At 70.9% G+C, this 21,669-nt stretch carries 19 protein-coding genes; 8 read left to right on the top strand and 11 right to left on the bottom strand.

Translation table 11 applies throughout. The features are described from left to right. Nucleotides 1–18: 18 nt before the first annotated feature. Nucleotides 19–1,029, bottom strand: coding sequence for a questin oxidase family protein (locus BDK92_RS17375; protein WP_170208871.1), 1,011 nt, complete (start codon nt 1,027–1,029; stop codon nt 19–21). Nucleotides 1,030–1,102: 73 nt separating this feature from the next. Then, nucleotides 1,103–1,654, bottom strand: a complete 552-nt coding sequence (locus tag BDK92_RS17370; protein ID WP_121157657.1) for a phosphoribosyltransferase family protein — start codon at nt 1,652–1,654, stop codon at nt 1,103–1,105. A gap of 166 nt (nt 1,655–1,820) precedes the next feature. Between BDK92_RS17370 and BDK92_RS17365 the strand changes: the two genes are divergently transcribed. The 4 genes from BDK92_RS17365 to BDK92_RS17350 all read left to right on the top strand — a co-directional run bounded on the left by BDK92_RS17365 (nt 1,821) and on the right by BDK92_RS17350 (nt 6,193). Next, nucleotides 1,821–2,450, top strand: a complete 630-nt coding sequence (locus BDK92_RS17365) for a septal ring lytic transglycosylase RlpA family protein (RefSeq protein WP_246017091.1) — start codon at nt 1,821–1,823, stop codon at nt 2,448–2,450. Nucleotides 2,451–2,613: 163 nt separating this feature from the next. Next, on the top strand, nt 2,614–3,741 hold the full coding sequence (locus tag BDK92_RS17360) for a PP2C family protein-serine/threonine phosphatase (RefSeq protein WP_121157655.1): 1,128 nt from the start codon (nt 2,614–2,616) through the stop codon (nt 3,739–3,741). Nucleotides 3,742–3,903: 162 nt separating this feature from the next. Further along, complete coding sequence (locus BDK92_RS17355; protein ID WP_121157654.1) at nt 3,904–5,757, top strand: acyl-CoA dehydrogenase; 1,854 nt, start codon at nt 3,904–3,906, stop codon at nt 5,755–5,757. A 166-nt stretch (nt 5,758–5,923) separates the two neighbouring features. Beyond that, nucleotides 5,924–6,193 (top strand): DUF6458 family protein, encoded by a 270-nt coding sequence (locus BDK92_RS17350; protein WP_121157653.1) that lies wholly within the window; start codon nt 5,924–5,926, stop codon nt 6,191–6,193. Nucleotides 6,194–6,264: 71 nt separating this feature from the next. Here the strand turns inward: BDK92_RS17350 and BDK92_RS17345 are convergent, their stop codons facing one another. Then, nucleotides 6,265–6,798: a SixA phosphatase family protein gene (locus BDK92_RS17345; RefSeq protein ID WP_121157652.1), complete on the bottom strand. Its 534-nt coding sequence runs from the start codon at nt 6,796–6,798 to the stop codon at nt 6,265–6,267. Between the two features lie 335 nt (nt 6,799–7,133). Between BDK92_RS17345 and BDK92_RS17340 the strand changes: the two genes are divergently transcribed. Then, a complete protein-coding gene (locus BDK92_RS17340; protein WP_121157651.1) occupies nt 7,134–7,409 on the top strand; it encodes a DUF6458 family protein in 276 nt (91 codons plus the stop codon). 148 nt (nt 7,410–7,557) lie between these two features. On the opposite strand, the gene trhA is transcribed toward BDK92_RS17340, so the two are convergent. Continuing rightward, nucleotides 7,558–8,235: a PAQR family membrane homeostasis protein TrhA gene (trhA, locus tag BDK92_RS17335; RefSeq protein ID WP_121157650.1), complete on the bottom strand. Its 678-nt coding sequence runs from the start codon at nt 8,233–8,235 to the stop codon at nt 7,558–7,560. A gap of 101 nt (nt 8,236–8,336) precedes the next feature. Between trhA and BDK92_RS17330 the strand changes: the two genes are divergently transcribed. From BDK92_RS17330 to BDK92_RS17320, 3 genes are read left to right on the top strand one after another with little or no spacing between them, the layout of a single operon-like run. After that, the gene (locus tag BDK92_RS17330) at nt 8,337–8,948 is read left to right on the top strand and encodes a 5-oxoprolinase subunit B family protein (RefSeq protein WP_121157649.1); all 612 of its coding nucleotides are present in this window, start codon (nt 8,337–8,339) and stop codon (nt 8,946–8,948) included. Next, complete coding sequence (locus tag BDK92_RS17325) at nt 8,945–9,853, top strand: 5-oxoprolinase subunit C family protein (protein ID WP_121157648.1); 909 nt, start codon at nt 8,945–8,947, stop codon at nt 9,851–9,853. Before BDK92_RS17330 ends, BDK92_RS17325 begins: the two co-directional genes overlap by 4 nt. Before the next feature lie 43 nt (nt 9,854–9,896). Continuing rightward, entirely contained in the window at nt 9,897–10,646 is a 750-nt protein-coding gene (locus BDK92_RS17320) for a LamB/YcsF family protein (RefSeq protein ID WP_121157647.1), read from the top strand. Between the two features lie 61 nt (nt 10,647–10,707). Here the strand turns inward: BDK92_RS17320 and BDK92_RS17315 are convergent, their stop codons facing one another. The 7 genes from BDK92_RS17315 to pdhA form a co-directional block, all read right to left on the bottom strand. Further along, nucleotides 10,708–11,859 (bottom strand): IS30 family transposase, encoded by a 1,152-nt coding sequence (locus BDK92_RS17315; protein ID WP_425462297.1) that lies wholly within the window; start codon nt 11,857–11,859, stop codon nt 10,708–10,710. Nucleotides 11,860–12,015: 156 nt separating this feature from the next. Continuing rightward, a complete protein-coding gene (locus tag BDK92_RS17310; protein ID WP_121162313.1) occupies nt 12,016–13,857 on the bottom strand; it encodes an NHL domain-containing thioredoxin family protein in 1,842 nt (613 codons plus the stop codon). 222 nt (nt 13,858–14,079) lie between these two features. Further along, a complete protein-coding gene (locus BDK92_RS17305) occupies nt 14,080–16,980 on the bottom strand; it encodes a hypothetical protein (RefSeq protein WP_147457030.1) in 2,901 nt (966 codons plus the stop codon). 369 nt (nt 16,981–17,349) lie between these two features. After that, nucleotides 17,350–17,487, bottom strand: a complete 138-nt coding sequence (locus BDK92_RS39050; RefSeq protein ID WP_170208606.1) for a hypothetical protein — start codon at nt 17,485–17,487, stop codon at nt 17,350–17,352. 261 nt (nt 17,488–17,748) lie between these two features. After that, complete coding sequence (locus BDK92_RS17295) at nt 17,749–19,236, bottom strand: dihydrolipoamide acetyltransferase family protein (protein WP_121157644.1); 1,488 nt, start codon at nt 19,234–19,236, stop codon at nt 17,749–17,751. Between the two features lie 4 nt (nt 19,237–19,240). After that, complete coding sequence (locus BDK92_RS17290) at nt 19,241–20,230, bottom strand: alpha-ketoacid dehydrogenase subunit beta (protein WP_121157643.1); 990 nt, start codon at nt 20,228–20,230, stop codon at nt 19,241–19,243. Further along, nucleotides 20,230–21,414 carry a pyruvate dehydrogenase (acetyl-transferring) E1 component subunit alpha gene (gene pdhA / locus BDK92_RS17285; RefSeq protein ID WP_121157642.1) on the bottom strand — a complete coding sequence of 395 codons (1,185 nt, stop codon included), beginning with the start codon at nt 21,412–21,414 and terminating at the stop codon, nt 20,230–20,232. Before pdhA ends, BDK92_RS17290 begins: the two co-directional genes overlap by 1 nt. Between the last annotated feature and the right edge of the window lie 255 nt (nt 21,415–21,669).

Genomic DNA, 21,669 nt, shown 5'->3' with positions numbered 1-21,669 from the left:
GCCGATACGCTCCCGGACTCAGATGAGTTGGGCGGCGTAGACGGCGGCGGCGAGAGCACTCCGGTCGCCCGTACCCGCGTAGACGTCGACCACCGCGTCGGCGAGCTTGACCACGTGTTCGTCGCCGTTGCGGCTGGCCCGGTCGAACGCCTCCTCGGCCGAGTCGACGGTGATCGGTGGCGGCGTCGCGCCACCCGCCGGCGCGTACGCGGCGGTGACCGCGGCTGTCGCGGACCAGGCCGCGTCCAGGCTCGGCAGCCACAGTTCCGGCGCCAGTTCCGGCAGCGTACGCAGCACCGCGGTTGGTGCGGTCACCGTGTGCACCAGCATCACCGGGTTGGCGTGGCCGAAGCGCAGGAAGTCCAGGCTGGCCCGGTGCACCACCTCGGCGAGCAGTCGTGGCGCGTCGTCCGGTCCGGTCGGCGGGCGCAGTCCGGCGAGTGCCGTCGGCCAGCCCGGTACGTCGGAAAGTTGGGTCAGCCGGTCCCGGATGCCGCCGTCCTGGCACGGGACCCGGGGCAGTCGGTCCGACGCGTCGGCGACGCCACTGGTCCCCGCCGCCGCTCCGGCGCCGGGCACGGGTTGCCAGCGGGCGGCCCAGTAGGCGAGCGCCTGGCCGAGTTCGGTGACCCGATCCGGTGTGGTGTGGTCGCGCAGCGCGCGTACCGCGTGGCCGACCCGGATGACGCCGTGGGTGGCGCTGGCCGCGATGCCCGGCAGCAACCGGGGCCACCAGGTGGCGAGCACGGTACGCCAGGGCGTCTCGGCCACCGTACGGGCGAAGTAGGCGAGCCAGTCGCCGGTGCGTTTCGGGTCGCCGAGCGCGGCCCGCCAGTCGTCGATCGGGTTGACGCCGCGCGGTAGCTCGTCGAGCCGGTCCAGATAGGAGTCGAGCCAGCGGTGCACTCCCGCGTCGTGGCCGTGGTGCACGAGCGCCTCGACGGCCATCGGGCCGTGGTTGCTGAGCCAGCCCTCGAACTCCGGTCCGGTGCGGTGCAGCCGGCGGTACGCCTCATCGAGCGTGTCGATCGTCATGCGTTCAAGAGTCGAAGTTCAACCATAGTTGAAGTCAAGTGCGTGGTCGACGTTCCGGAAGCGCTGGTTACGGTCCGAGGTCACGTCCGTCGAGCAGGCTCCGTACGCGCAGTTCGCGGGCGAGATCCAGGGGGCAGTCGGCGACGATGGCGGCGGTGCCGAGCGGGGTGCCGCCCCGGGCGGTGACCACCTGGTAGAGGGCCCGTACCTGGGCGCCGCTGGCCACCCAGTCGTCGACGACCAGGACCCGGTCCTCCGGGCCGAGGTGCCGGTCGCGTACGCCGAGGGCGAGCCGCCGACCACGGTAATCCGTCGGGGTGGTGGCCCAGGTGGTCGGCTCGGCGATCCGCCGGTCGCCGGTGTTCTTGTAGGCGGGTAGGAAGCCGACGCCGAGCGCGGTCGCCACCAGTGGGCCGAGCATCAGCCCGGTCACCTCGGGGGCGATCACGAGGGTGGGGTGCTCGGGTCGGAACAGAGCGGCGAGCGCTGGCCCGATTTCTGCGAGTATTTCCGGATCGCGCCACCAGCCGGACATGTCGCTGACCAGGTGGGTGCTGGCGGGTCCGGGATCGATCCAGCGGAACTGGTCGGCCAGCCGTTTGCTCAGCTCAGCGGGCATTTGCGCCATCCTGCGGTAGGGGCACGACCGGCCCAGGGCAGGTCGGCCGATCGGTTACACGTTTCACCGCAAATGCGGGCAAAAGAGCATGATCACGTTGACTTCCGAAGTGCTCCTCTCGCTACCTTCCGACCTTCATCTTGTCGTCTACGGGAAGGACAGGTCGGTGACGGAGAAGCACCCCCTGGTTCGTACATTCAAGTCGCCGGCCGGCCTCACCGCCAGCGTCGCGCTGGGCGTGGCGCTCGCCGTCGGCGGCACCATCGGGGGCATCCACCTCGCCAGCAGTCCCGCGACGTCCACCGCCCCGGTCGCCGACGCTGCCGTACCGACCCTGGCGCCGAGCAGCCCGGCCACCGAGCTGCCCACGCTGGCCCCCTCGGTCAGCGCGTCGCCCTCGGTCAGCCCGCAGGCCACCCGGACCCCGGCCCGCGCCTCGCGCGGCAACACCCGGGCAGCCAGCCCGAAGCCGAGTGTGACCAAGAAGCCGAAGCCCGCGACGACGCCCGTGGTCGGCACCGGCAGCTGCGGAGCCTCCTTCTACGACCAGGGACAGTTGACCGCGAACGGGGAGAACTTCGACCCGGACTCGCTCACCGCCGCGCACCTGACGCTCGCCTTCAACACCCGGGTACGGGTGATCAACCCGGCCAACGGCAAGTCGGTGGTGGTACGGATCAACGACCGTGGCCCGTACGTCGACGGCCGCTGCCTCGACCTGTCCCGGGCCGCGTTCGCGGCGATCGCCTCCACCGACCTCGGTGCGATCACCGTGCGGTACGAGATTCTCGGGTGACCGGAGCGGGCGGCGAGGAAGCGGGCCGGGCGCGGCCGCGCACGGTGCTGACCAGCACCCTGATCGGTGCGTAATGCTGGCACCCCGGCGCGGCACCGGCCAGGTGGACAGAACCCACTCAGACGAGGGGTCAACTTCGTTCAACAGTGCCCGTCGATCAGGCATGCTGTTCCGCGTACCCATGCAATTTTTGCCGACGGGCCGCCGCCCGCTGAGTTCTGGTTCCCGCGCCGGTCTCGGCGCGGCCCTTGTGCTGCTCGCACTCGTCTCCGCGATCGAACTGGCCGACGGTAGCCGGGCCGACCATATCGGACTGCTTGTCGCGGCACCGTTCCTCGCCGCCGCGTTCGCCTCCTGGCGGGTGGTGCTCGGGGTGGGTGCGGCGGCGACGGGCATCGGGGCGGCGTTCACCCTGAGCGCCAAGAACGTCGAGCTGGGCAACGTGGTCAACGTCGGCGGGGTGGCGCTCTTCATCGGGGTCGCGGCGGCGGTGGCGGCGGTCCGTCAGCGGCAGGCCGAGCAGATCGCCGAGTTGTCGAAGCTGGCGGCCGTGGCGCAGCAGGCCGTACTCCGTCCGCTCGGGCCGCAGGTCGGCTCGCTCGCCGTCGCAGCCCGCTACATCTCCTCGACCGCCGCCGCCGAGATCGGCGGTGACCTGTACGAGGTGATCGACACGCCCTACGGCGTACGGATGCTGATCGGTGACGTACGCGGCAAGGGGCTGGACGCGGTCCGGCTCGCCAGCATCGTGCTCGGTTCCTACCGGCACGTCGCGTACGAGCGCGCCGACCTGCGGGCGATCGTCGCCGACCTGGACCGGGCGGTGGCCCGCAGCGTCGGTGACGAGGACTTCGTCACCGCCGCGCTGGTCGAGGAGCGGGGCGGCACCCTCACCATCGTCAACTGTGGTCACCCTGCTCCGCTGCTGCTGCGGCGGGGGGAGGTGATCCCGCTGGAGCCGCCGTCGCCGGCCCCGCCGCTGGGCTTCATGCCGGTGGTCCGGCCCCGGGTCGAGCGGCTCGAACCGGGCGACCGGCTGCTGCTTTTCACCGATGGGCTCGGCGAGGCGCGGCGGGAGGGCGAGTTCTTCCCGACCGAGGACCGGGCCTGGCAGTTGCTCGGGCACGGCACGGTCGCGGACGGGCTGGCCTCGTTGGAGACCGCGCTGGTCGAGTGGGTGCACGGCCGGCTGGACGACGACATCGCCCTGGTGCTGATGGAGTACTCCGGCCCCCGTCCGGTAACCACCGTGCCCGTACCGAGTTGGGAAGTCGGCGCCTCCGACGGCTGAGCCGGGCTGGTCGCCGGCCGCCGGGCGGGTCGTGGCGTGGTTCGGTGCGCTCTGTCGGCAATGTGTCCGCCGTCACTTCTGCGATTAACTTGTCGGGCCTACCCGTGGGTAATACAGTCGGGGTTACTGGTCGGTAACACGTTCGGAAGCGGGGCCGTGCACATGACCCACTACAAGAGCAACATCCGGGATCTGGAGTTCAACCTCTTCGAGGTCTTCGGTGCGGATAAGGCATTCGGCCAGGAGCCGTACACCGATTTCGACGTCGACACGGCCCGCAGCATCCTCGCCGAGGTCGGCCGACTGGCTCGCGAGGATCTCGCCGCGAGCTACGTCGAGGGCGACCGCAACCCGCCGGTCTTCGAACCGGCCACCCACACGGCGCCGCTCCCCGCCGCCTTCAAGAAGTCCTACCAGTCCCTGATGGACTCCGAGTTCTGGCGGATGGACCTCCCGGCCGAGCTTGACGGCAGCAACGCGCCCCGGGCGCTCTGGTGGTCGCTGGCCGAGCTGATCCTCGGTGCGAACGCGCCGATCTGGATGTACGCCTCCGGCCCCTCCTTCGCGCACACCCTCTATGTCGAGGGCAACGAGCGGCAGCGCGGCTGGGCCAAGCTCTTCATCGAGAAGCAGTGGGGCTCCTCGATGGTGCTGACCGAACCCGACGCCGGCTCCGACGTCGGCGCCGGCCGGACCCGGGCGATCCCGCAGCCGGACGGCTCGTGGCACCTGGAGGGGGTCAAGCGCTTCATCACCTCCGGCGAGCACGACCTCACCGACAACATCGTCCACTATGTGCTGGCCCGGCCGGTCGGCGTCGAGGGTGTCGGCGGTCCGGGTACCAAGGGCCTCTCCCTCTTTGTCGTGCCGAAGTTCCATTTCGACGAGGAGACCGGTGAGCTCGGCGAGCGTAACGGCGTCTTCGCCACCAACGTCGAGCACAAGATGGGGATCAAGGTCTCCAACACCTGCGAGCTGACCTTCGGCGAGCACGGCGTACCGGCCAAGGGCTGGCTCCTGGGCGACGTGCACGACGGCATCCGGCAGATGTTCCTGATCATCGAGTACGCCCGGATGATGGTCGGCACCAAGGCGATCGCCACCCTCTCCACCGGCTACCTCAACGCGCTGGAGTACGCCAAGAACCGGGCTCAGGGTGCCGACCTGCTCGCCACCGATCGCAACGCCCCCCGGGTCACCATCACCCACCACCCGGACGTCCGTCGCTCGCTGCTGCTCCAGAAGTCGTACGCGGAGGGGCTGCGCGCCCTGGTCTGCTACACCGCCAGCTGGCAGGACAAGGTGAAGCTCGCCGAGACCGCCGGTGACGAGGCCGGCGTGAAGCAGGCGAAGCGGGTCAACGACCTGCTGCTCCCACTGGTCAAGGGCTGTGGTTCGGAGCGGGCGTACGAACTGCTCGGACACGAGTCGCTGCAGACCTTCGGAGGCTCGGGCTTCCTCCAGGACTACCCGCTGGAGCAGTACGTCCGAGACGCGAAGATCGACACCCTGTACGAGGGCACCACCGCGATCCAGAGTCTCGACCTCTTCTTCCGGAAGATCGTGAGGGACAACGGTCGGGCGCTGATGGTGGTGGCCTCCGAGATTCAGGAGTTCATCACCGCCGAGGGCGGCAACGGTCAGCTCAAGGAGGAGCGGCTGGCGCTGGGGCGGGCCCTCACCGAGGTGCAGACGATCCTCGCCACGATGACCGGTTGGCTGGGTGAGGCACAGGCGGGTGAGCCCCGGGCGCTCTACAAGGCCGGGCTCAACAGCCGCAGGTTGCTGCTGGCCGTCGGCGACCTGGTCGTCGGGTGGCTGCTTCAGCGGCAGGCGGAAGTGGCCCTGCGGGCCCTCGGCGGCGAGGTGTCGGAGGCGGACAGGTCCTTCTACACCGGCAAGGTCGCCGCGGCCCGGTTCTTCGCGCACGAGGTGCTGCCCCGGATCGGTGCCGACCGGCGCATCATCGAATCGACCAACCTTGACGTGATGGACCTGCCGGAAGAGGCGTTCTGAACAGGGTGGTAGCCCTCACCCGGTAGGGGTGGCACCGGCGCGGACGCTGGCCGACGAGCAAGACTGCTCGTCGGCCAGCGCGTTATTGTGGAGGCGGTACGACCAGTAGTTTGTTGGGATTTGTCAGGTTAGCCCAGGAGCATCGCACAGGGGGAGTGCAGCGCACATGGGCGTCGGTAGCGGCATATTTCTGATCGCACTGGGAGCCATCATGACGTTCGCCATCAGGGCGAACATCTGGTGGCTGGACCTACGCGCGGTCGGCTGGGTGTTCATGCTCGCCGGCCTGGCCGTCCTGTTGACCACACTCTGGTACTGGCAAACCAGCAAAAAGAAGGCTCGTACCCTGATCGTGGAGGAGAACCGGCTGTCGCATCCGACGGCGATGATGCCACCGCCACCGGATCCGCCACCTCCGCAGGCCCCGCCCTCCTGACCCTGGCAACCGTCCCGGCGCCCCACCTCACCTGTTCGGAGGGTGGTTGCCCGCCCCGGGGCGTCCGGTCGTCAGCTTCGGGCGGTGTGTGCCCCGTCGAGCGGTGCCCGACCCGGTCCGATTTCCGTCCACCTCTCGGCCGAGAGCCGGTGCACGGCGATCCCGCTGGTACGCAGCCCGTCCGGATCGGCGTGTACCGGGTCCAGGAGCTGTGAAAGGCCGGAAATGCTCGGATTGTGGCCGATCAGCAGCACCACGCCCATTTCCGGGTCGACCCTTCGGATCAGGTCGAGCAGCTCGGACGCGTCACCGTCGTACACCCCGGGCTCGTAACTCACCACCGGGCCGCCGCCCACCTGGACCTCGACCCCGGCCCTACCGACCGGGGTCTCGGCCATGCCCAGGGCCACTCCGTGCCATGTCTGGCGGGTCCGCTTCGCCGGGGAGCAGATCACCGCCGACGGCAGGTGACCCGCGTTTGCGAGCCAGGCCCCCGCCGCACCCGCGTCCGCGTACCCCCGGGCGGTGAGCGGACGCTCGAAGTCCGCGATCCGGGCCGGCCGTTCCGCCTTGGCGTGCCGCAACAGCACCACACGCTTGGTCATGACGTCTCCTCGCTCCGCTCGTCGTCGTCATGACCTTTATAGCTGTGCTGGTTTACGGCCCTTCGGCCCGGCGTCTCCTCGCTCCGCTCGTCGTCGTCATGACCTTTATAGCTGTGCTGGTTCACGGCCCTTCGGCCCGGCGTCTCCTCAGGCGGCCCTTCGGCCCGGCGTCTCCTCAGGCGGCCCTTCGGCCCGGCGTCTCCTTAGGCGGGCCGGAAGTGCGCGGAAGTTCTGATTGGGCGATGAAGCGCGTGGGTAAGTCCTTCTGTGCCGCAACCTCACAAAGTGGCCGCGGCGGCTGACCAATGCAGCGGATAGCCAAGGAGGGCGACAAAGTGGGTATCGGTGGAAGTATCTTCCTCATCGCGATGGGCGCAATCTTCGCGTTCGCGGTGGACGTCGAGCTCGGTTGGCTCGATCTCAGCGTTGTCGGCTGGGTCCTGATGCTCGCCGGCGTGGTCGGACTGGTCATGACCGCCTGGCTCTGGCGCGGCCGGCGACGTACGGTTGTCTCAACCCCGGTCCAGGACACCCGGGTCGTTCCGACGGTGCGCGAAGACCAGGTGGTCGAGGAGTACCGCGAGGTGCGGCGCCCGGGACATCCTGTCTGAGTTTTGGGCCCTGGGTCGGATCGGCAGGATCCGGCCCAGAGCCACCCCTCGTAGCCGGCGCGGACCGTCCCCCACGCGGTCCGTGCCGGTTACTCATGTGGGCCGGCGAACCGGGTCGCCGCAACCTGTCGAACCCGGAACGGGACGGTCAGGCGAAGAGGGCGAAGTAGATCGCGACGTGGTGGCAGATCGCCGCGATCAGCGTGCAGGCATGGAAGAACTCGTGGTGACCGAAGACGGTGGGCCACGGATTCGGTCGGCGGAGCGCGTAGAAGACGGCACCCACGCTGTACGCCACCCCGCCCGCGAGCATCAGCACCAGCGCGGTGACTCCGCCGTACCGCAGGATGTCGGGCAGCACCGCCACGGCGACCCAGCCGAGGCCGAGGTAGAGCGGGGCGGAGACCCAGCGTGGCGCGTGCGGCCAGACCAGCTTGACCGCCACCCCGGCCAGCGCACCCGCCCAGACGATCGAGAGCAGGATGGTCGCGCTCCGGGTCGGCAGCAGCAGTACGCAGAAGGGCGTGTACGTGCCGGCGATGAAGACGAAGATCATCGAATGGTCGAGTCGTCGCATGACCTGGAAACCGCGTTCCGTCCACACACGACGGTGGTAGAGCGCGCTGGTGCCGAAGAGCCCACAGACGGTGACGCTGTAGATGGCGCAGCTCACCAGCGGTGCCCACCCGGGGCGGGTGGCGGCGAGCCAGCAGAGTACGACGCCGCAGGCGAGCGCGACGAAGAACGCGTAGGTGTGCAGCCAACCCCGCATTCGGGGCTTGCCGATGTCGACCGGTTTGATCCGGGGCGAGGCCGAGGTGGTCACCGCACCAGGCTACGACAGCGTAGGTTACCTATGAGTAGTGGATCGGGTCACTTCCGAGTCGCTGGTCCCCGCCGGCCGTACCCCTCGGGCAAAATAGCCGGATGTGGATCCGACCGGTCGGCGCCCGCGCACTGCTCCTCGAATGCGCGGACAGCGCCGAGGTGGAGACCTGGCGGGCCGAACTGTGGCGGCGGCGGGAGGCCGGCGAACTGGTCGCCGTCGACATCGTGCCGGCCGCCCGTACGGTGCTGGTCGACGGCGTACCCGACGCGGGCGAGGCGGCCGAACTGGTGGCCGGCTGGACACCGCGACCGGCCGCCGACTCCCGGGACGGCGACTACCTGGAGGTACCCACCGTGTACGACGGCGAGGACCTGTCCGCCGTGGCGGAACTCTGGCAGGTTGACGTCGACACGGCGGTGGCCCGGATCAGCGGCACCGAACTGCGGGTCGCCTTCTGTGGCTTCGCCCCCGGATTCGCCTACCTGGACGGATTCCCCGACGGCTGGGCGGTGCCCCGGCTGCCCAGTCCCAGGCCCCGCGTACCGGCCGGGGCGGTCGCCCTCGCCGGGCCGTACGCCGGGATCTACCCGAGCGCGTCACCAGGCGGTTGGCGGCTGGTCGGCCGGACCGGGATGCGGCTCTTCGACGTACACCGCGACCCGCCCGCCCGGCTCGTACCCGGCACCCGAGTCCGGCTGGTGCCAGCGTGAGCGGGCCGCGCGAGTCGGCGCGACGGGACGAGGCGCAGTGGATCGAGGTGCTGCGGGCGGGCGGCCTCACGACCGTGCAGGATCTCGGCCGACCAGGCTGGGCACACCTCGGCGTACCCCGCTCAGGGGCGATGGACCCGTACGCGCTGCGACTCGCGAACCGACTGGTCGGCAACCCCGAGCCCGCCGCCGCGCTGGAGACCACGATGACCGGCTGCACCGTACGGCTGCACCGGGCCGGCACGGTCGCGGTGACCGGCGCCCCGGCCGTACTGCGGGTGGGCGGTCGAGCGGTGGACACCGGCGGGCCGGTTGCCGTACCGGCCGGCGCGGTCGTCGAACTCGGGCCGGCCCGTCAGGGCGTACGCAGCTACCTCGCGATCGCCGGCGGGATCACGGTCGAGCCGGTGCTCGGCAGCCGCGCCACCGACACCCTCTCCGGGCTCGGACCGGCGCCCCTCACAGACGGCGACACCCTGCCCGTCGGACCGGTCACCGCCGGTCCGGCACCGGTGGACTTCCTGCCCGACGTGCCGCCACCGGCCGAACTCGACCTGCGGGTGCGGCTCGGGCCCCGGCAGGACTGGTTCACTCCCGAGGCGGTACGCGCACTGCTCGGCACGGCGTACACGATCGGTTCGATGAGCAACCGGGTCGGCGCCCGCCTCGCCGGGGCGGCCCTGCCCCGCGCGGTCCCCGGCGAACTACCCAGCGAGGGCGTGGTCCTCGGCGCGGTGCAGGTGCCCGCCGATGGACAGCCGTTGATCTTCCTGGCCGACCATCCGACCACCGGCGGCTACCCGGTGATCGCCGTCCTCGACGACGTGCTGCCACTCGCCCAGGCCCGTCCCGGGACTATCGTGCGATTCCATGGACCCGTTGCTGGACCGATCGCCCGACCGTAGGTCGACCTCCTCCCCGGCGCCCGCCACCCGGTCAGCCTCCTCGGTGGACCTGAACGCCGACCTCGGTGAGGGGTTCGCAATCTGGCAACTCGGCGACGACGAGGCCCTGCTCGACGTGGTGACCTCGGCAAACGTCGCCTGCGGCGGCCATGCCGGTGACCCCGCCACCATGCGCCGGGTCTGTCTCGCCGCCGCCGAACGGGGCGTCGCCGTCGGCGCCCAGGTCGGCTACCGGGACCTCGCCGGCTTCGGCCGGCGGCGGATCGACTACGCCTTCGCCGAACTCCGCGACGAGGTGATCTACCAGCTCGGCGCGCTCGACGCGTTCTGCCGGGTCGCCGGCACCAGGCTGCGGTACGTAAAACCGCACGGGGCGCTCTACAACGTCGCCACGGTCGACCACACCCAGGCGGCCGCTGTGGTCGCCGCCGTCTCCGAGTACGACGCCACGCTGCCCGTACTCTGCCTGCCCGGTTCCATGCTCGCCGAGCTGGCCCGCGAAGCCGGGCTCCGCCCGGTCGCCGAGGGCTTCGCCGACCGGGGGTACCAGGCGGACGGGACGCTGGTTCCGCGTACCGCCTCCGGCGCCCTGGTCACCGCCGCCGCCCAGGTGGTCGAACGGGCCGTACGGATGGCTGTGGAAAAGGCCGTGGTGGCGGTGGACGGCACCGTCGTACCGTGCCCGGTGGAGTCGATCTGCCTGCACGGCGACACCCCGGGCGCGGTCACGATGGCCCGCCAGGTGCGGGCCGCCCTCCTCGCCGCCGGGGTCACTCTCACTCCGTTCGCGTGAAAGGAAGGGCCCCTTGTTAACGCATAGCGGGCGGATTCCAGGGGTCGTTGCAACACGATGGCTAGCCGGTGACGGCTAGGAGCTTAGCGAGACGCTCGGCTGGGGTGTCCCAGCCGAGCGTTTTGCGTGGTCGGCCGTTGAGTTCGGCGGCGACGGCGGCGAGGTGTTCCGGGCTGTGGGTGGACAGGTCGGTGCCTTTGGGGAAGTACTGGCGGAGTAGTCCGTTGGTGTTCTCGTTCGAGCCGCGTTGCCAGGGTGAGTGCGGGTCACAGAAGTAGACCGGCATGTCGGTGGCCATGGTGAACTCGTGGTGTAGTGCCATCTCGCCGCCCTGGTCCCAGGTCAGGGAGCGTTTCAGGTGGGTGGGCAGGGTGTTCATCGTGGCGAGTAGGCCGTCGCGGACGTGGTCGGCGGTCCGGTCGTGGCCCAGGTGCACGAGCAGGACGTAGCGGGTGGCGCGTTCGACGAGGGTGCCGATCGCGGAGGCACTGTCCTTGCCGATGATCAGGTCGCCTTCCCAGTGTCCGGGCACGGCCCGGTCCTCGACCTCGGCCGGCCGGTCACTGATCATGAGCATCGGTGCGACGAAGCGGGTCTGACGTTGCCCTGGCTGCCGGCGGGGTCGGCGCACGGCGCGTCCGGTCCGCAGGGCCGCGGTGAGTTCTCGGCGTAACTCGCCACGGCCCTGGACGTAGAGCGCCTGGTAAATCGTCTCGTGAGACACGTGCAACTCGCTTCGCTCGGGGAAGTCCCTGCGGAGCCGACGGCTGATCTGCTCGGGACTGTGTCTGAGATCCAGCCTTCCCTGCACCAGGGCGCGTAGCTCGGGGTGGGCGGCGATCTTGCCGGGCTTCGGACGTGGACGCCGACTGTCAGCACGCTCCTGCGCGGCGTAGGGCCGGTAAACACCACTACCCGGATGACGATTACGGCGTATCTCCCGGCTGATCGTGCAGGCCGGACGCCCCAACTCCACCGCGATCGCCGCCTGCGACGCACCCTCACGAAGCCGGTCCGCGATCACGATCCTCTCGTCCTGCGACAAGTAGCGGGCCGACCCAGACGAAGGCCGGACGGCGGAGCCTCGATCGCTCTGCCACCCGGCCTTCGTCTGGCTTTCCCTGCCATACCGCCAGCGGTGACCGGTCCTCCGGTTGACCCCCACCAGGCGACACGCCTCACTCGTACCCACACCCCGCGCCACAAGATCCAAATATGCCTGACGTTCGGCACGGAGTTGCTTACGACCCTGCGACCGACGATCCGAACGGCTCTCGAACACTGCAACCCCTGAAACACTCAGGCGTTGCAACGATCCCCAGAACCCGAGGCGTTAACAAGGGGCCCTTCCTTTCACCGGTGGCGGTTGTCAGTCGAGGCCGCGGAGGATGAGGGGGAGGCGGGTCGCGCCGTCGGCGGTGATCCGCAGCGGTACGCCCCAGTCCTGCCGGGTCAGGTGACACGCCGCGTGTTCCGCCTCGGCGTCGCAGGTCGCCGCCTGAGCGGTGATCTGGAGCACCCCGGCCGGCACCTCCGGGTTGAGCACGAGTTCCCGGGACAGGTCGGTGCTCACCCCGGCGCCGTCGAGCAGCAGTTCCGGCGGGGAGGCCGAGACCACCACCCGGGTCGACGGACCGAACGACTCGTCCAGCTTCTGCCCCGGGGCGGGCGTGAAGATGACGTCCAGGGTGACCGTACCGCCGGCCAGGTCGGTCGGGGGGCGCTCGGTCCGGTGCCGTTCCCCGGTGACCGTGGTCGCACCCGCCGCCGAGAGCGCGCCGGGGGCCAGTCGGGTCAGCCGATGTGCCGCCGATTCGACCACGAGTACGTCGCCGTCGGCGGTGAGCACCAGGTCGCTCGGTTCCGCCAACTCGTCCGCGACCGTGCTCACCTGTCCGGTCGCCGGGTCGAACCGGCGTACGGCGCCGTTGTACGTGTCGGCGATCAGCACCGATCCGTCCGGTAGCGCGCACACTCCCAGTGGGTGCTGCAACAGTGCCTGGTCGGCGGGACCGTCAACGTGACCGAAGTCGAAGAGTCCCTGCCCGACCGAGGTGTGCATCACCCCGTCCTCGATGTAGCGCAGGGCGCTGGTCTCGCTGTCCGCGATCCAGAGCCGCCGCCCGTCGGCCGAGACCGACAGCCCCGAGGGCTGCGCCATCCAGACCTCGGCGATCGGCCCGTCCTTGAGCGCCTCGACGGTGGTGCCGGCGTACATGCCGGTGGTCCGCTTGATCGGGTCGAACCACCAGAGCTGGTGGATGCCGGCCATGGCGATGACGATCTTGTCGTCGTACCAGGCGAGGTCCCAGGGGGAGGAGAGGTCGACGGAGAGCGCGTCGTGCGCGTGGTCGTCGACGGTCGAGCGCCACTGGCGGCCACTGCCGGCGATGGTGCGTACCTCGCCGGTCGCCAGTCGTACGCCGCGCAGCAGGTGGTTGACCGTGTCCGCGACCACCAGGTCGTAACCGGCGGTCTCGGCCACGTGCGGTGGCAGCACGCAGAGTCCCTGCGGTTCGGAGAAGCGGGCGTCGGCGGGGTCGCCGTCGCGCCGACCCCGGTCGCCCGAGCCGATGCGGCGCAGGAGCGTCTCGCCGTCGGCGGCCAGCTCGACGATCGAGTGGCGGGCCGAGTCGGAGACGAGAAGATTGCCGGATTCGAGCACCACGGCCTTGCCGGGGAAGCGCAGCGCGGTCGCGGGTTCCGCTGGCGGCACGTACGGGCCGTCGCCCCGGTGCAGGGTGCCCTTCGCCTCGTGGGTGGCGATCAGCTCGTCGATCAGCCGTTCGAGCCCTTCGGCGTGCCCCTCGCCAGCCATCATCGCGACCACGTAACCCTCGGGATCCACCACCGAGAGGGTGGGCCACGCCTTGGCCGCGTACTGCTGCCAGGTGTGCAGTTCGGGGTCGTCGAGCACCGGGTGGTGCACGCCGTACCGCTCGACGGCGGCGGCGAGGGCGTCCGCGTCCCGCTCGTGCTCGAACTTCGGCGAGTGCACTCCGACGACCACGAGTACGTCGCCGTACTTCTCCTCCAGCGGGCGCAGTTCGTCGAGGACGTGCAGGCAGTTGATACAGCAGAAGGTCCAGAAGTCGAGAAGGACGATCCGACCGCGGAAGTCCTTGATCGAGTAGGACTTGTCCCCGGTGTTGAGCCATCCGCGACCCCGCAACTCGGGGGCGCGGACCCGGGACGTACGTATCTCAGCCATGGTCACCATCCTGCCGCAACGCTCGGCGCCGGCAGCCCGGCGGTCCCGAAAACGGCGGCGCTCCCAGGCCGGATCCGCTCGGTACGGGCCAACCGCGACCCTCGATCTGTGGCGGGGGCAACGTGTGCCCGCCGCAGTAGCGGACCTCACACCAGAGTGACAGCGAACGGGTGGCCCTCCGCGTTCCGGAAGGCCACCCGTTCGTCCGTGATGATCGGAAACTCAGCCGCCGCTGGCGGGCCGCAGGCAGAGCACCTGCTTCTTGCCGTCCTCGGCCGGGATGATGACCTTCGGTAGGGACTGGTCAGCGCACTCGGGCTCGGTGGCCACCTTCGACACCACGCTGAACGCTCCCGGCTCGGTGCAGGCCACACCGACGGCCCCACCCCCGGACTGCTTGACGCACTCCCCGATCGCCGGGTTGAACGGGGGCTCGCTCCCGCCCCGGCCGATCACCCAGAGGGTGCCCAGTGGGATGGCGAGCAGGAGCACCGCAGCCGCCAACACCATGATCAGTACGCGACCGTTGCGTACCTGTGGCGTCGGTGGCTGCTCGGTCTTCTGCTCGGCGTCCGGCTTGAACGCGTCGAACCGGTTCTGGGACGCCTCGCCCGACGACCCGGCGGTGGGCCAGGAAGCGGTGCTGGTGGTGGCGGGCATCGGGGGGAGTGCCGGTGCCGGAACCGCTGGAACCACGCCGGTCGGGCCACCGAATCCGCCCATGCCGGAGTTGCCGAACGCGGCCGGTTGGCCGTACTGGGTGGCGCCGCCCTGGTTCGGCTGCCCGTACGGGGCGGGGCTGGAGGGCCCGGCAGGGCTGCCCGGCATCGCGCCGGGCGTCTCGCCGAGCAGGTCACCGAAGGGAGCGGCGCCGCCCGTGCCGGGGTACGGCTGGCCGGAGCCGGCCGGCTGGGCGTCGAACCCCCGGGTCGGGTTGTCGTAACTGGTCGGCGGCGGCTCGAATCCACCCGCTGCCGGAGCGAACCCGGCAGGAGCGGCCCCGTATGCGGATGGTGCCGGGTCGAAGCCGGACGGCGGCGCGTCGAACGCCGATGGTTGCGCGTCGAAGCTCGTCTGCGGGGCGTCGAAGCCGGACTGCTGCGGGGGGAAACCGGTCGACGGCCCGGCGAAGCCGGACTGCTGTGGGGCGAAGCCGGACTGCTGCGGGGCGTCGAAGCTGGTCTGCGGGGCGTCGAAGCCCTCGAAGCCGGAAGACGCCGCAGGTGGGCTCACCCGGGCGGCGCCGGTGGCCGGTGGGGCGCTCGCCGGGGAGACCGGACGGTCGGCCGCCTCGTCGCCGACGGGCTGGGCCGCTGGTCCGCCGTACGTGGTGGGGCCACGGCGGGGTGCCGGTTCGGCGTACTCCTGCTGCTCCGGGAAGCCACTCTGCTCCGGGAAGCCGCTCTGTTCCGGGAAGCCGCTCTGCTCCTGGTAGGCGGCGGGAGTGCCGTAGGTGGCACCGCGCTGAGCGGCGGGCTCGGCAGCCGGGGCCTGCGAGTCCGACTCGGACTGCTCCGACGCGTCGACGTCGACCGGTCGGCCGTACACCCTCGGTTGCGGCACCGGCATGGCCGACGACCGGACGGCCTGGTCCGTCGGGGGCATGACCCGACTGGCGAGCGGTACGGAGGCACTGGCGGTGGCACTGGCCGAAACGGTGGCGCTCGCCCGCTGCGCCACCTGTTCGTCCGGTACGCCCTGTTCCGGCTGTTCGGGGCGGGGCATGCTGACCCGGCCGGCTACCGCCGACTCGGTCGACGTACGCGGCTGCGGCACCACCGGGGCGGCTGCCTGTGCGGCCACGGACTCGGCCGGGGCGGGTGCGCCGTAGCTCTCCGGTCCCCAGGACTGCGCCGGGCTCGGGCTGACATTCGAGTCATCCGGGCGCTGGCCGTAGTCGGGGCCGCCGTGCTCCGTACCGTTGCCGCGATCCGCTTCGCCGGACAGGTCCGAGCCGCCGTAGCCGCCACCCGACGTCGGGAAGGGGTTGCTGGCCGGAGCCGGGCTGCTGGCGTAGGCGGGCTGGTCGTAGTTGAGCTGCCGGGGGTAGCCCGGGGACGGCGGGAAGTCGATCTGCGCGGGGGCGTCCGAGTAGTCGGGAACCTCCGTGCGGACCGGGAAGCCGCCGCTGGCGGACTGGCCGGGGAAGCCGCCGCTGGCCGACTGGCCCGGGAAACCGGGGTTCGACGACGGGGCGGGCTCCGGGGTCGACGGCTGTGCCGGCGTGGCCGGGAAGTCGTCCGCTGGCGGGAAGCCGGACGGGGCGGCCCAGTCCGTGGGCGGCGGGAAGTCCGACGCCGGGGGGAATCCAGCCGGTGCCGGACGGCTGCTGGGCGGGGCCCAGCCGCTGGACGCGGCGTACTCGGTGGGGGAGGTGTAGTCGGACGGCGGGGACGCGGCCAGGCTCGCGCCGGGGACCCGCGCCTCCTGCGGCGGCAGCGGCACCGCCCCCGAGGGTGAGATGCCGGGACCCGGTGCCGGCTGGTAGATCGGCGTCGCGGCCGGGGCCGAAGTGGACTGAGGTGCCGGCTGGGACGACTCGGCCCAGCCCGGCCGGTTCTCGCTGCCCTGCTCGGGCGGGAACCCGTCACCCGGGAAACCGTCGGCGCCGAACCCTGCACGGTCCCGCTGCGGCAGCCCACCCGGGGCGGACCCGGCGGGCGCGCCGTAGGTGCCGCTCGGGTTGCCGCCGGTGGCGGGTTGCTCGGCCGGCGGGGCCGACTCGGACACGCCCCACGCCTCGGCGGCGCCCCACGGCTGTGCGCCGGCGACCTCGGGCGGCAGCGGCGGCGGGGTCGGCGCCGGCCGTACGCTCGCGGACGCGCTGACCGGCCCACCCCACCCGGCGCCGGAATCGGCCTGGCCGGCGGGCGGGTTGCCCGGCGCGCCCCAGGGGTTGCCCGGTTCGGGCTGACCCGCCCCGGGTTCCGTGCCCCAGGAGGCGGTCGCGGAGGGTGCTCCGGTCGGTGCGGGCGGCGGTGCCCAGCTGTTGTCGTATCCAGGGGTAGCCGGGTATCGCTGCGGGGGGTGTGTTTCGTGGCTGCCCTGCGGCGCTGGTCCAGCTGGCCCCGGCGCAGCCTGGTCCGGCTCCTGGCCGGGTTGCCGCAGGTCCTCGGACGTCATGCGCGCGTCTCCTCCATGACATGTCGGCCGTGCCGATGCCGTCCGGACGTCCCGGCGTGGGGCCGGCGTCGCCGGCCGGATCGGCCGTGCAAGCTTCCCGCACGGTAACCGGTCTGGGCCGGTGACGCCCGGGCAGCGCCAGCCGTCGAGACCCGGGCGCCGAACGGTCGTCGAGTCGAGATCTCCTCAAACTCCCGGTCCGGCTCGGTCTGCTGACGACCGAGCCCAACCGTACCGGTCGTCGTGCTCGGGGAGGAATCCCGGTCTCGGTACCGCGCGACCCGATGACTGGCTGTGAAACGCCGATGACCCGCCCGGGTGAACGGGCGGGTCATCGATCTTGAGGAAGGAGGAGAAGGTCTGTGGGTGTCAGCCGTAGTAGCGCTGCGCGATCGTGAGGATCTCGTCGCGGACGGCCGGCGAGTTGGCGGAACGGAGCGCGCGCTCGATTGCGCGTGCGCGGCGTGCTGCGTCCCGACGACTGCGGAATTTGTCGATCATGGTCATGGCGTTAGCCCCCCTAAGGCTCGGCGGCACTGCCGCTTACGAGGTCTATTTAACCGCACCGAAACACGCGCCGCCAACGATTGTTAGGTGAGCTGTGACACTGGCCGAACAATCGAAGGCTAGGGAAGCTCTAGACAGACGAATCATGTCGATCAAATGATGTGGCCGGTGTACCCGGGGTTAACCCCGAGCACACCGGCCAGTCAACTTCGCGCTCCGGCGGTCGGCTCAGCCGCCCGCCAGGCCCAGATCAGGCGGTGATCAGGTCCAGGCGAGCAGGGTCGCCTCCGGGTCGGCCAGGAACGCGCCGATGTCCCGCAGGAACTTCGACCCCAGCTCACCATCGATGATCCGGTGGTCGAAGGAGAGGCCCAGCGTGGTCACCTGGCGTACCTTGACCTTGCCCTTGTGCACCCAGGGCGTCTCCCGGATGGTCCCGAGGGCGAGGATCGCCGACTCACCGGGCGGCAGGATCGGCGTACCCGTGTCGATCCCGAAGACCCCGACGTTGGTGATCGTGAAGGTGCCGCCGGACATGTCCGCCGGTGCCGTACGGCCCACCTTGGCGGTCTGGACCAGCCCGGTCATCGCGTCCGCCAGCTCCCGCAACGAGAGTCGGCCGGCGTCCTTGATGTTCGGCACGATCAGCCCGCGCTCGGTCGCCGCCGCGATGCCGAGGTTCACGTACTCCTTGACCACGATCTCGTCGCCGGCCCAGGTCGAGTTGACCATCGGGTGGCGGCGAACCGCCAACAGCACCGCCTTCGCGACCAGCAGCAGCGGGGAGATCCGCACCTCCCGCCACTCCGGCACGGTCCGTAGCCGCTCGATCGCCTTCATCGAGCGGGTCACGTCGACGGTCAGGAACTCGGTGACGTGCGGCGCGGTGAACGCCGACGCGACCATGTTCGCCGCGGTCAGCTTCCGCACCCCCTTGACCGGGATCCGCTGCTCCCGGTCGGGCCCGAAGGCCGCGGCGGAGGAGCCGGCCGTGGTCACGACCGGTTCGGCCGTCGCCGTGGCGCCGGCCGCCGCAAGTTGTACGTCGTCCCGGGTGATCGAGCCGAGCGGTCCGGAGCCGGTGAGGGTCTGCAGGTCCACGCCCAGGTCCCGGGCGAGCTTGCGTACCGGCGGCTTGGCCAGCACCGGCCCGCCCCCGGTCAGCGCCGCGGCCGGGCGCGCCGGTGGCGTCTGCACCCGCTGTGCCGGGGCCGTCACGGCCGCAGCCGCGACGACCGGGGTCGCCGGGGCCGCCGCGACCGGGGCCGGGGCTGCCGGCTCGGTGGGTGCGCCGGTCGACTTACGGGGGCGGCGCTTGGCGGTGGTGGTCTTCGGTCCGTAACCGACCAGGACGGCGGTACGGCCACCCGGGGCCGGTCCACCGATCAGGCCGGGCTCGACCGCTCCCTCGGCCGGGGCGATCTGCACCGCGGCCAGCGACTCCGCCGACGGGGTGGGCAGGCCGCCGCTGGCCACGTCGTCCGGTCCGATCGGACCAGCGCCCGGCTGGGTGTCGATCTGGATGATCGGGGCGCCGACCTCGACCACGGCACCCTCGGCCTCGAAGATGGCGTGTACGACGCCACCCCACTTCGCCGGGATCTCCACCGCCGCCTTGGCGGTCTCGACCTCGACGATCGGCTGGTTCAGTTCGATCGTGTCGCCGACCGAGACCAGCCACTTGAGGATCTCGCCCTCGGTCAGGCCCTCGCCCAGGTCGGGCAGGTTGAACTGTTCGATTCGTGGCATTAGCTCACCATCCGAAGGTGCGGTCGACGCCGTCGAGCACCCGGTCGAGGTTCGGCAGGTACTCCTCCTCGACCCGGGCAGCCGGGTACGGGGTGTCGTAACCGGTCACCCGCAGCACCGGCGCTTCCAGCGAGTAGAAGCACTCCTCGGTGATCCGGGCTGCCAGTTCGGCGCCGAGGCCCAGGTTGCCCGGTGCCTCGTGCACCACCACGCAACGGCCGGTGCGGCGTACCGAGTCGTAGACGGGGCGCAGGTCCAGCGGGGAGAGCGAACGCAGGTCGAAGACCTCCAGGTCCCGCCCGTCCTCCTCGGCGGCCGTCGCCGCGTCCAGCGCGGTCCGGACCATCGGCCCGTACGCCAGCACGGTCGCGTCCCGCCCGGCCCGGACCAGCCGGGTGGCGTGCAGCGGGTACGCGTCGGCGAGCGGGGCGTCGATCTCGACCGGGCCCTTCTCGTAGTAGCGCCGCTTCGGCTCCAGGAAGACGATCGGGTCGTCCGACGTCACCGCCTGCTGGATCATCGCGTACGCGTCCTGGGGGGAGGCGCAGCTGACGACCTTGAGACCGGCGGTGTGCGAGAAGTACGCCTCCGGCGACTCGGAGTGGTGCTCCACCGCGCCGATGCCGCCGCCGAACGGGATGCGGATCACGATCGGCAGCTTCACCTTGCCCTGCGACCGGTAGTGCATCTTCGCCACCTGCGACACGATCTGGTCGTACGCCGGGTAGACGAAGCCGTCGAACTGGATTTCGCAGATCGGCCGGTAGCCCCGGATGGCCAGCCCGATCGCGGTGCCGATGATGCCGGACTCGGCGAGCGGGGTGTCGATGATCCGGTTCTCGCCGAAGTCCTTCTGCAACCCGTCGGTGATCCGGAAGACGCCGCCGAGCTTGCCGACGTCCTCGCCCATGATGATGACCTTGGGGTCCTGCTCCAGTGCGCGCCGCAGGCCGAGGTTGAGTGCCTTGCCCAGGGTGAGGGTTTCGGTGGCCATCAGTGCGCACTCCCTTCGAACGACTCCAGGTACCGGGCTGCCTGCTCACGTTCCGCGTCGACCAGCGGAGAGCCGTGGGCGTAGACGTGGTCGAAGATCGTCGACGGTTGCGGGTCCGGCATCGCCAGCACCCGCTCGCGCAGGTGCAGGGCCTCCTGCTTGGCCTGCTCGTCGATCTCGGCGAAGAACGACTCGTCACCGATCTGCTGCTTCTCGAGGAACGCCTTCACCCGGGCCAGTGGGTCCTTGGCCCGCCACGCCTCGACCTCGCTGGCGATCCGGTAACGGGTCGGGTCGTCGGTGGTGGTGTGCGCCCCCATCCGGTACGTGTACGCCTCGATCAGCGTCGGGCCCTGTCCGTTGCGAGCGTTGTCCAGCGCGTGACGGGTCACCGCGTACGAGGCCAGCACGTCGTTGCCGTCGACCCGTACGCCCGGGAACCCGAACCCGGCGGCGCGCTGGTAGAGCGGGACCCGGGTCTGGCGCTCGAGCGGCTCGGAGATCGCGTACTGGTTGTTCTGGCAGAAGAAGACGATCGGCGAGTTGAACACCCCGGCCCAGACAAAGGCCTCGTTCACGTCCCCCTGGGAGGTCGCGCCGTCGCCGAAGTACGCGATGACCGCTTCGCCCTCGTCGCCGCCGATCCTGCCGTCCATGGTGATGCCCATGGCGTAGCCGGTCGCGTGCAGGGTCTGCGCCCCGATGACGATCGTGTACATGTTGAACTTGAACTCGTTCGGGTCCCAGCCGCCCTGGTCCACGCCGCGGAACAGGCCCAGCGGCATGATCGGGTCGATTCCCCGGCAGTAGAGCACGCCGTGCTCACGGTAGGTGGGGAAGGCCATGTCCTGCGTTCGCAGTGCCCGGCCCGAACCGACCTGGGCGGCCTCCTGGCCGAGCAGGCTGGCCCAGATGCCGAGTTCGCCCTGTCGTTGCAGCGCGGTCGCCTCGGCGTCCAGCTTGCGTACCAGGACGAGGTCGCGGTAGAGCCCGCGGTACTCCTCGTCGGTGAAGTCCACCCGGTACTCGGTCCCGTCCGGACCGGTCGCCGAGTCGATCCGCTCGCCCTCGGGGGTGAGCAGCTGTACGAGGTTCGGATCGCCCGTACCGGTCGTCCCCCGCTTCTGTGTCCTGGGTGCGGCCCGCTTGCCGCGGGTCGTGGCCCCGCCGTCGCCTCTCGCCATCCGTCTCTCCCTGTCGTGTGTGCGTCGGCCTCGGGGGTTTCCCGACCGCGCAGCTCGTGCGCCCGCCCGGCTCCTGCCGGTCCGGGTGTGGCCGCCACGCCTAGCCCCGGTGGGGGTTGCCGCGCGGCGTGAACCGGATTCTGGCCGAACCAGGTTCGGGAGTTGCCGGCGCCGAGCCGCGCCTGCCGCAGGGGTGCGCGGAGACCTTGGCTGCGTTGCCGTCAGGTCCATATTTGCAGAGGTGGTGAGCGCGCC

The organism is Micromonospora pisi (assembly GCF_003633685.1).
Taxonomy (GTDB): Bacteria; Actinomycetota; Actinomycetes; order Mycobacteriales; family Micromonosporaceae; genus Micromonospora_G; species Micromonospora_G pisi.
The sequence above is the reverse complement of the archived record's forward strand: the minus strand, read 5'-3'. Positions and strand labels throughout refer to the sequence as shown.

Coding starts and splice junctions, on each gene's coding strand:
- BDK92_RS17370 (WP_121157657.1), bottom strand. CDS start 1,654: ATGCCCGCTGAGCTGAGCAAACGGCTGGCCGACCAGTTCCGCTGGATC.
- BDK92_RS17360 (WP_121157655.1), top strand. CDS start 2,614: ATGCTGTTCCGCGTACCCATGCAATTTTTGCCGACGGGCCGCCGCCCG.
- BDK92_RS17355 (WP_121157654.1), top strand. CDS start 3,904: ATGACCCACTACAAGAGCAACATCCGGGATCTGGAGTTCAACCTCTTC.
- BDK92_RS17350 (WP_121157653.1), top strand. CDS start 5,924: ATGGGCGTCGGTAGCGGCATATTTCTGATCGCACTGGGAGCCATCATG.
- BDK92_RS17345 (WP_121157652.1), bottom strand. CDS start 6,798: ATGACCAAGCGTGTGGTGCTGTTGCGGCACGCCAAGGCGGAACGGCCG.
- BDK92_RS17330 (WP_121157649.1), top strand. CDS start 8,337: ATGTGGATCCGACCGGTCGGCGCCCGCGCACTGCTCCTCGAATGCGCG.
- BDK92_RS17310 (WP_121162313.1), bottom strand. CDS start 13,857: ATGGCTGAGATACGTACGTCCCGGGTCCGCGCCCCCGAGTTGCGGGGT.
- BDK92_RS17305 (WP_147457030.1), bottom strand. CDS start 16,980: ATGACGTCCGAGGACCTGCGGCAACCCGGCCAGGAGCCGGACCAGGCT.
- BDK92_RS39050 (WP_170208606.1), bottom strand. CDS start 17,487: ATGACCATGATCGACAAATTCCGCAGTCGTCGGGACGCAGCACGCCGC.
- BDK92_RS17295 (WP_121157644.1), bottom strand. CDS start 19,236: ATGCCACGAATCGAACAGTTCAACCTGCCCGACCTGGGCGAGGGCCTG.
- BDK92_RS17290 (WP_121157643.1), bottom strand. CDS start 20,230: ATGGCCACCGAAACCCTCACCCTGGGCAAGGCACTCAACCTCGGCCTG.
- pdhA (WP_121157642.1), bottom strand. CDS start 21,414: ATGGCGAGAGGCGACGGCGGGGCCACGACCCGCGGCAAGCGGGCCGCA.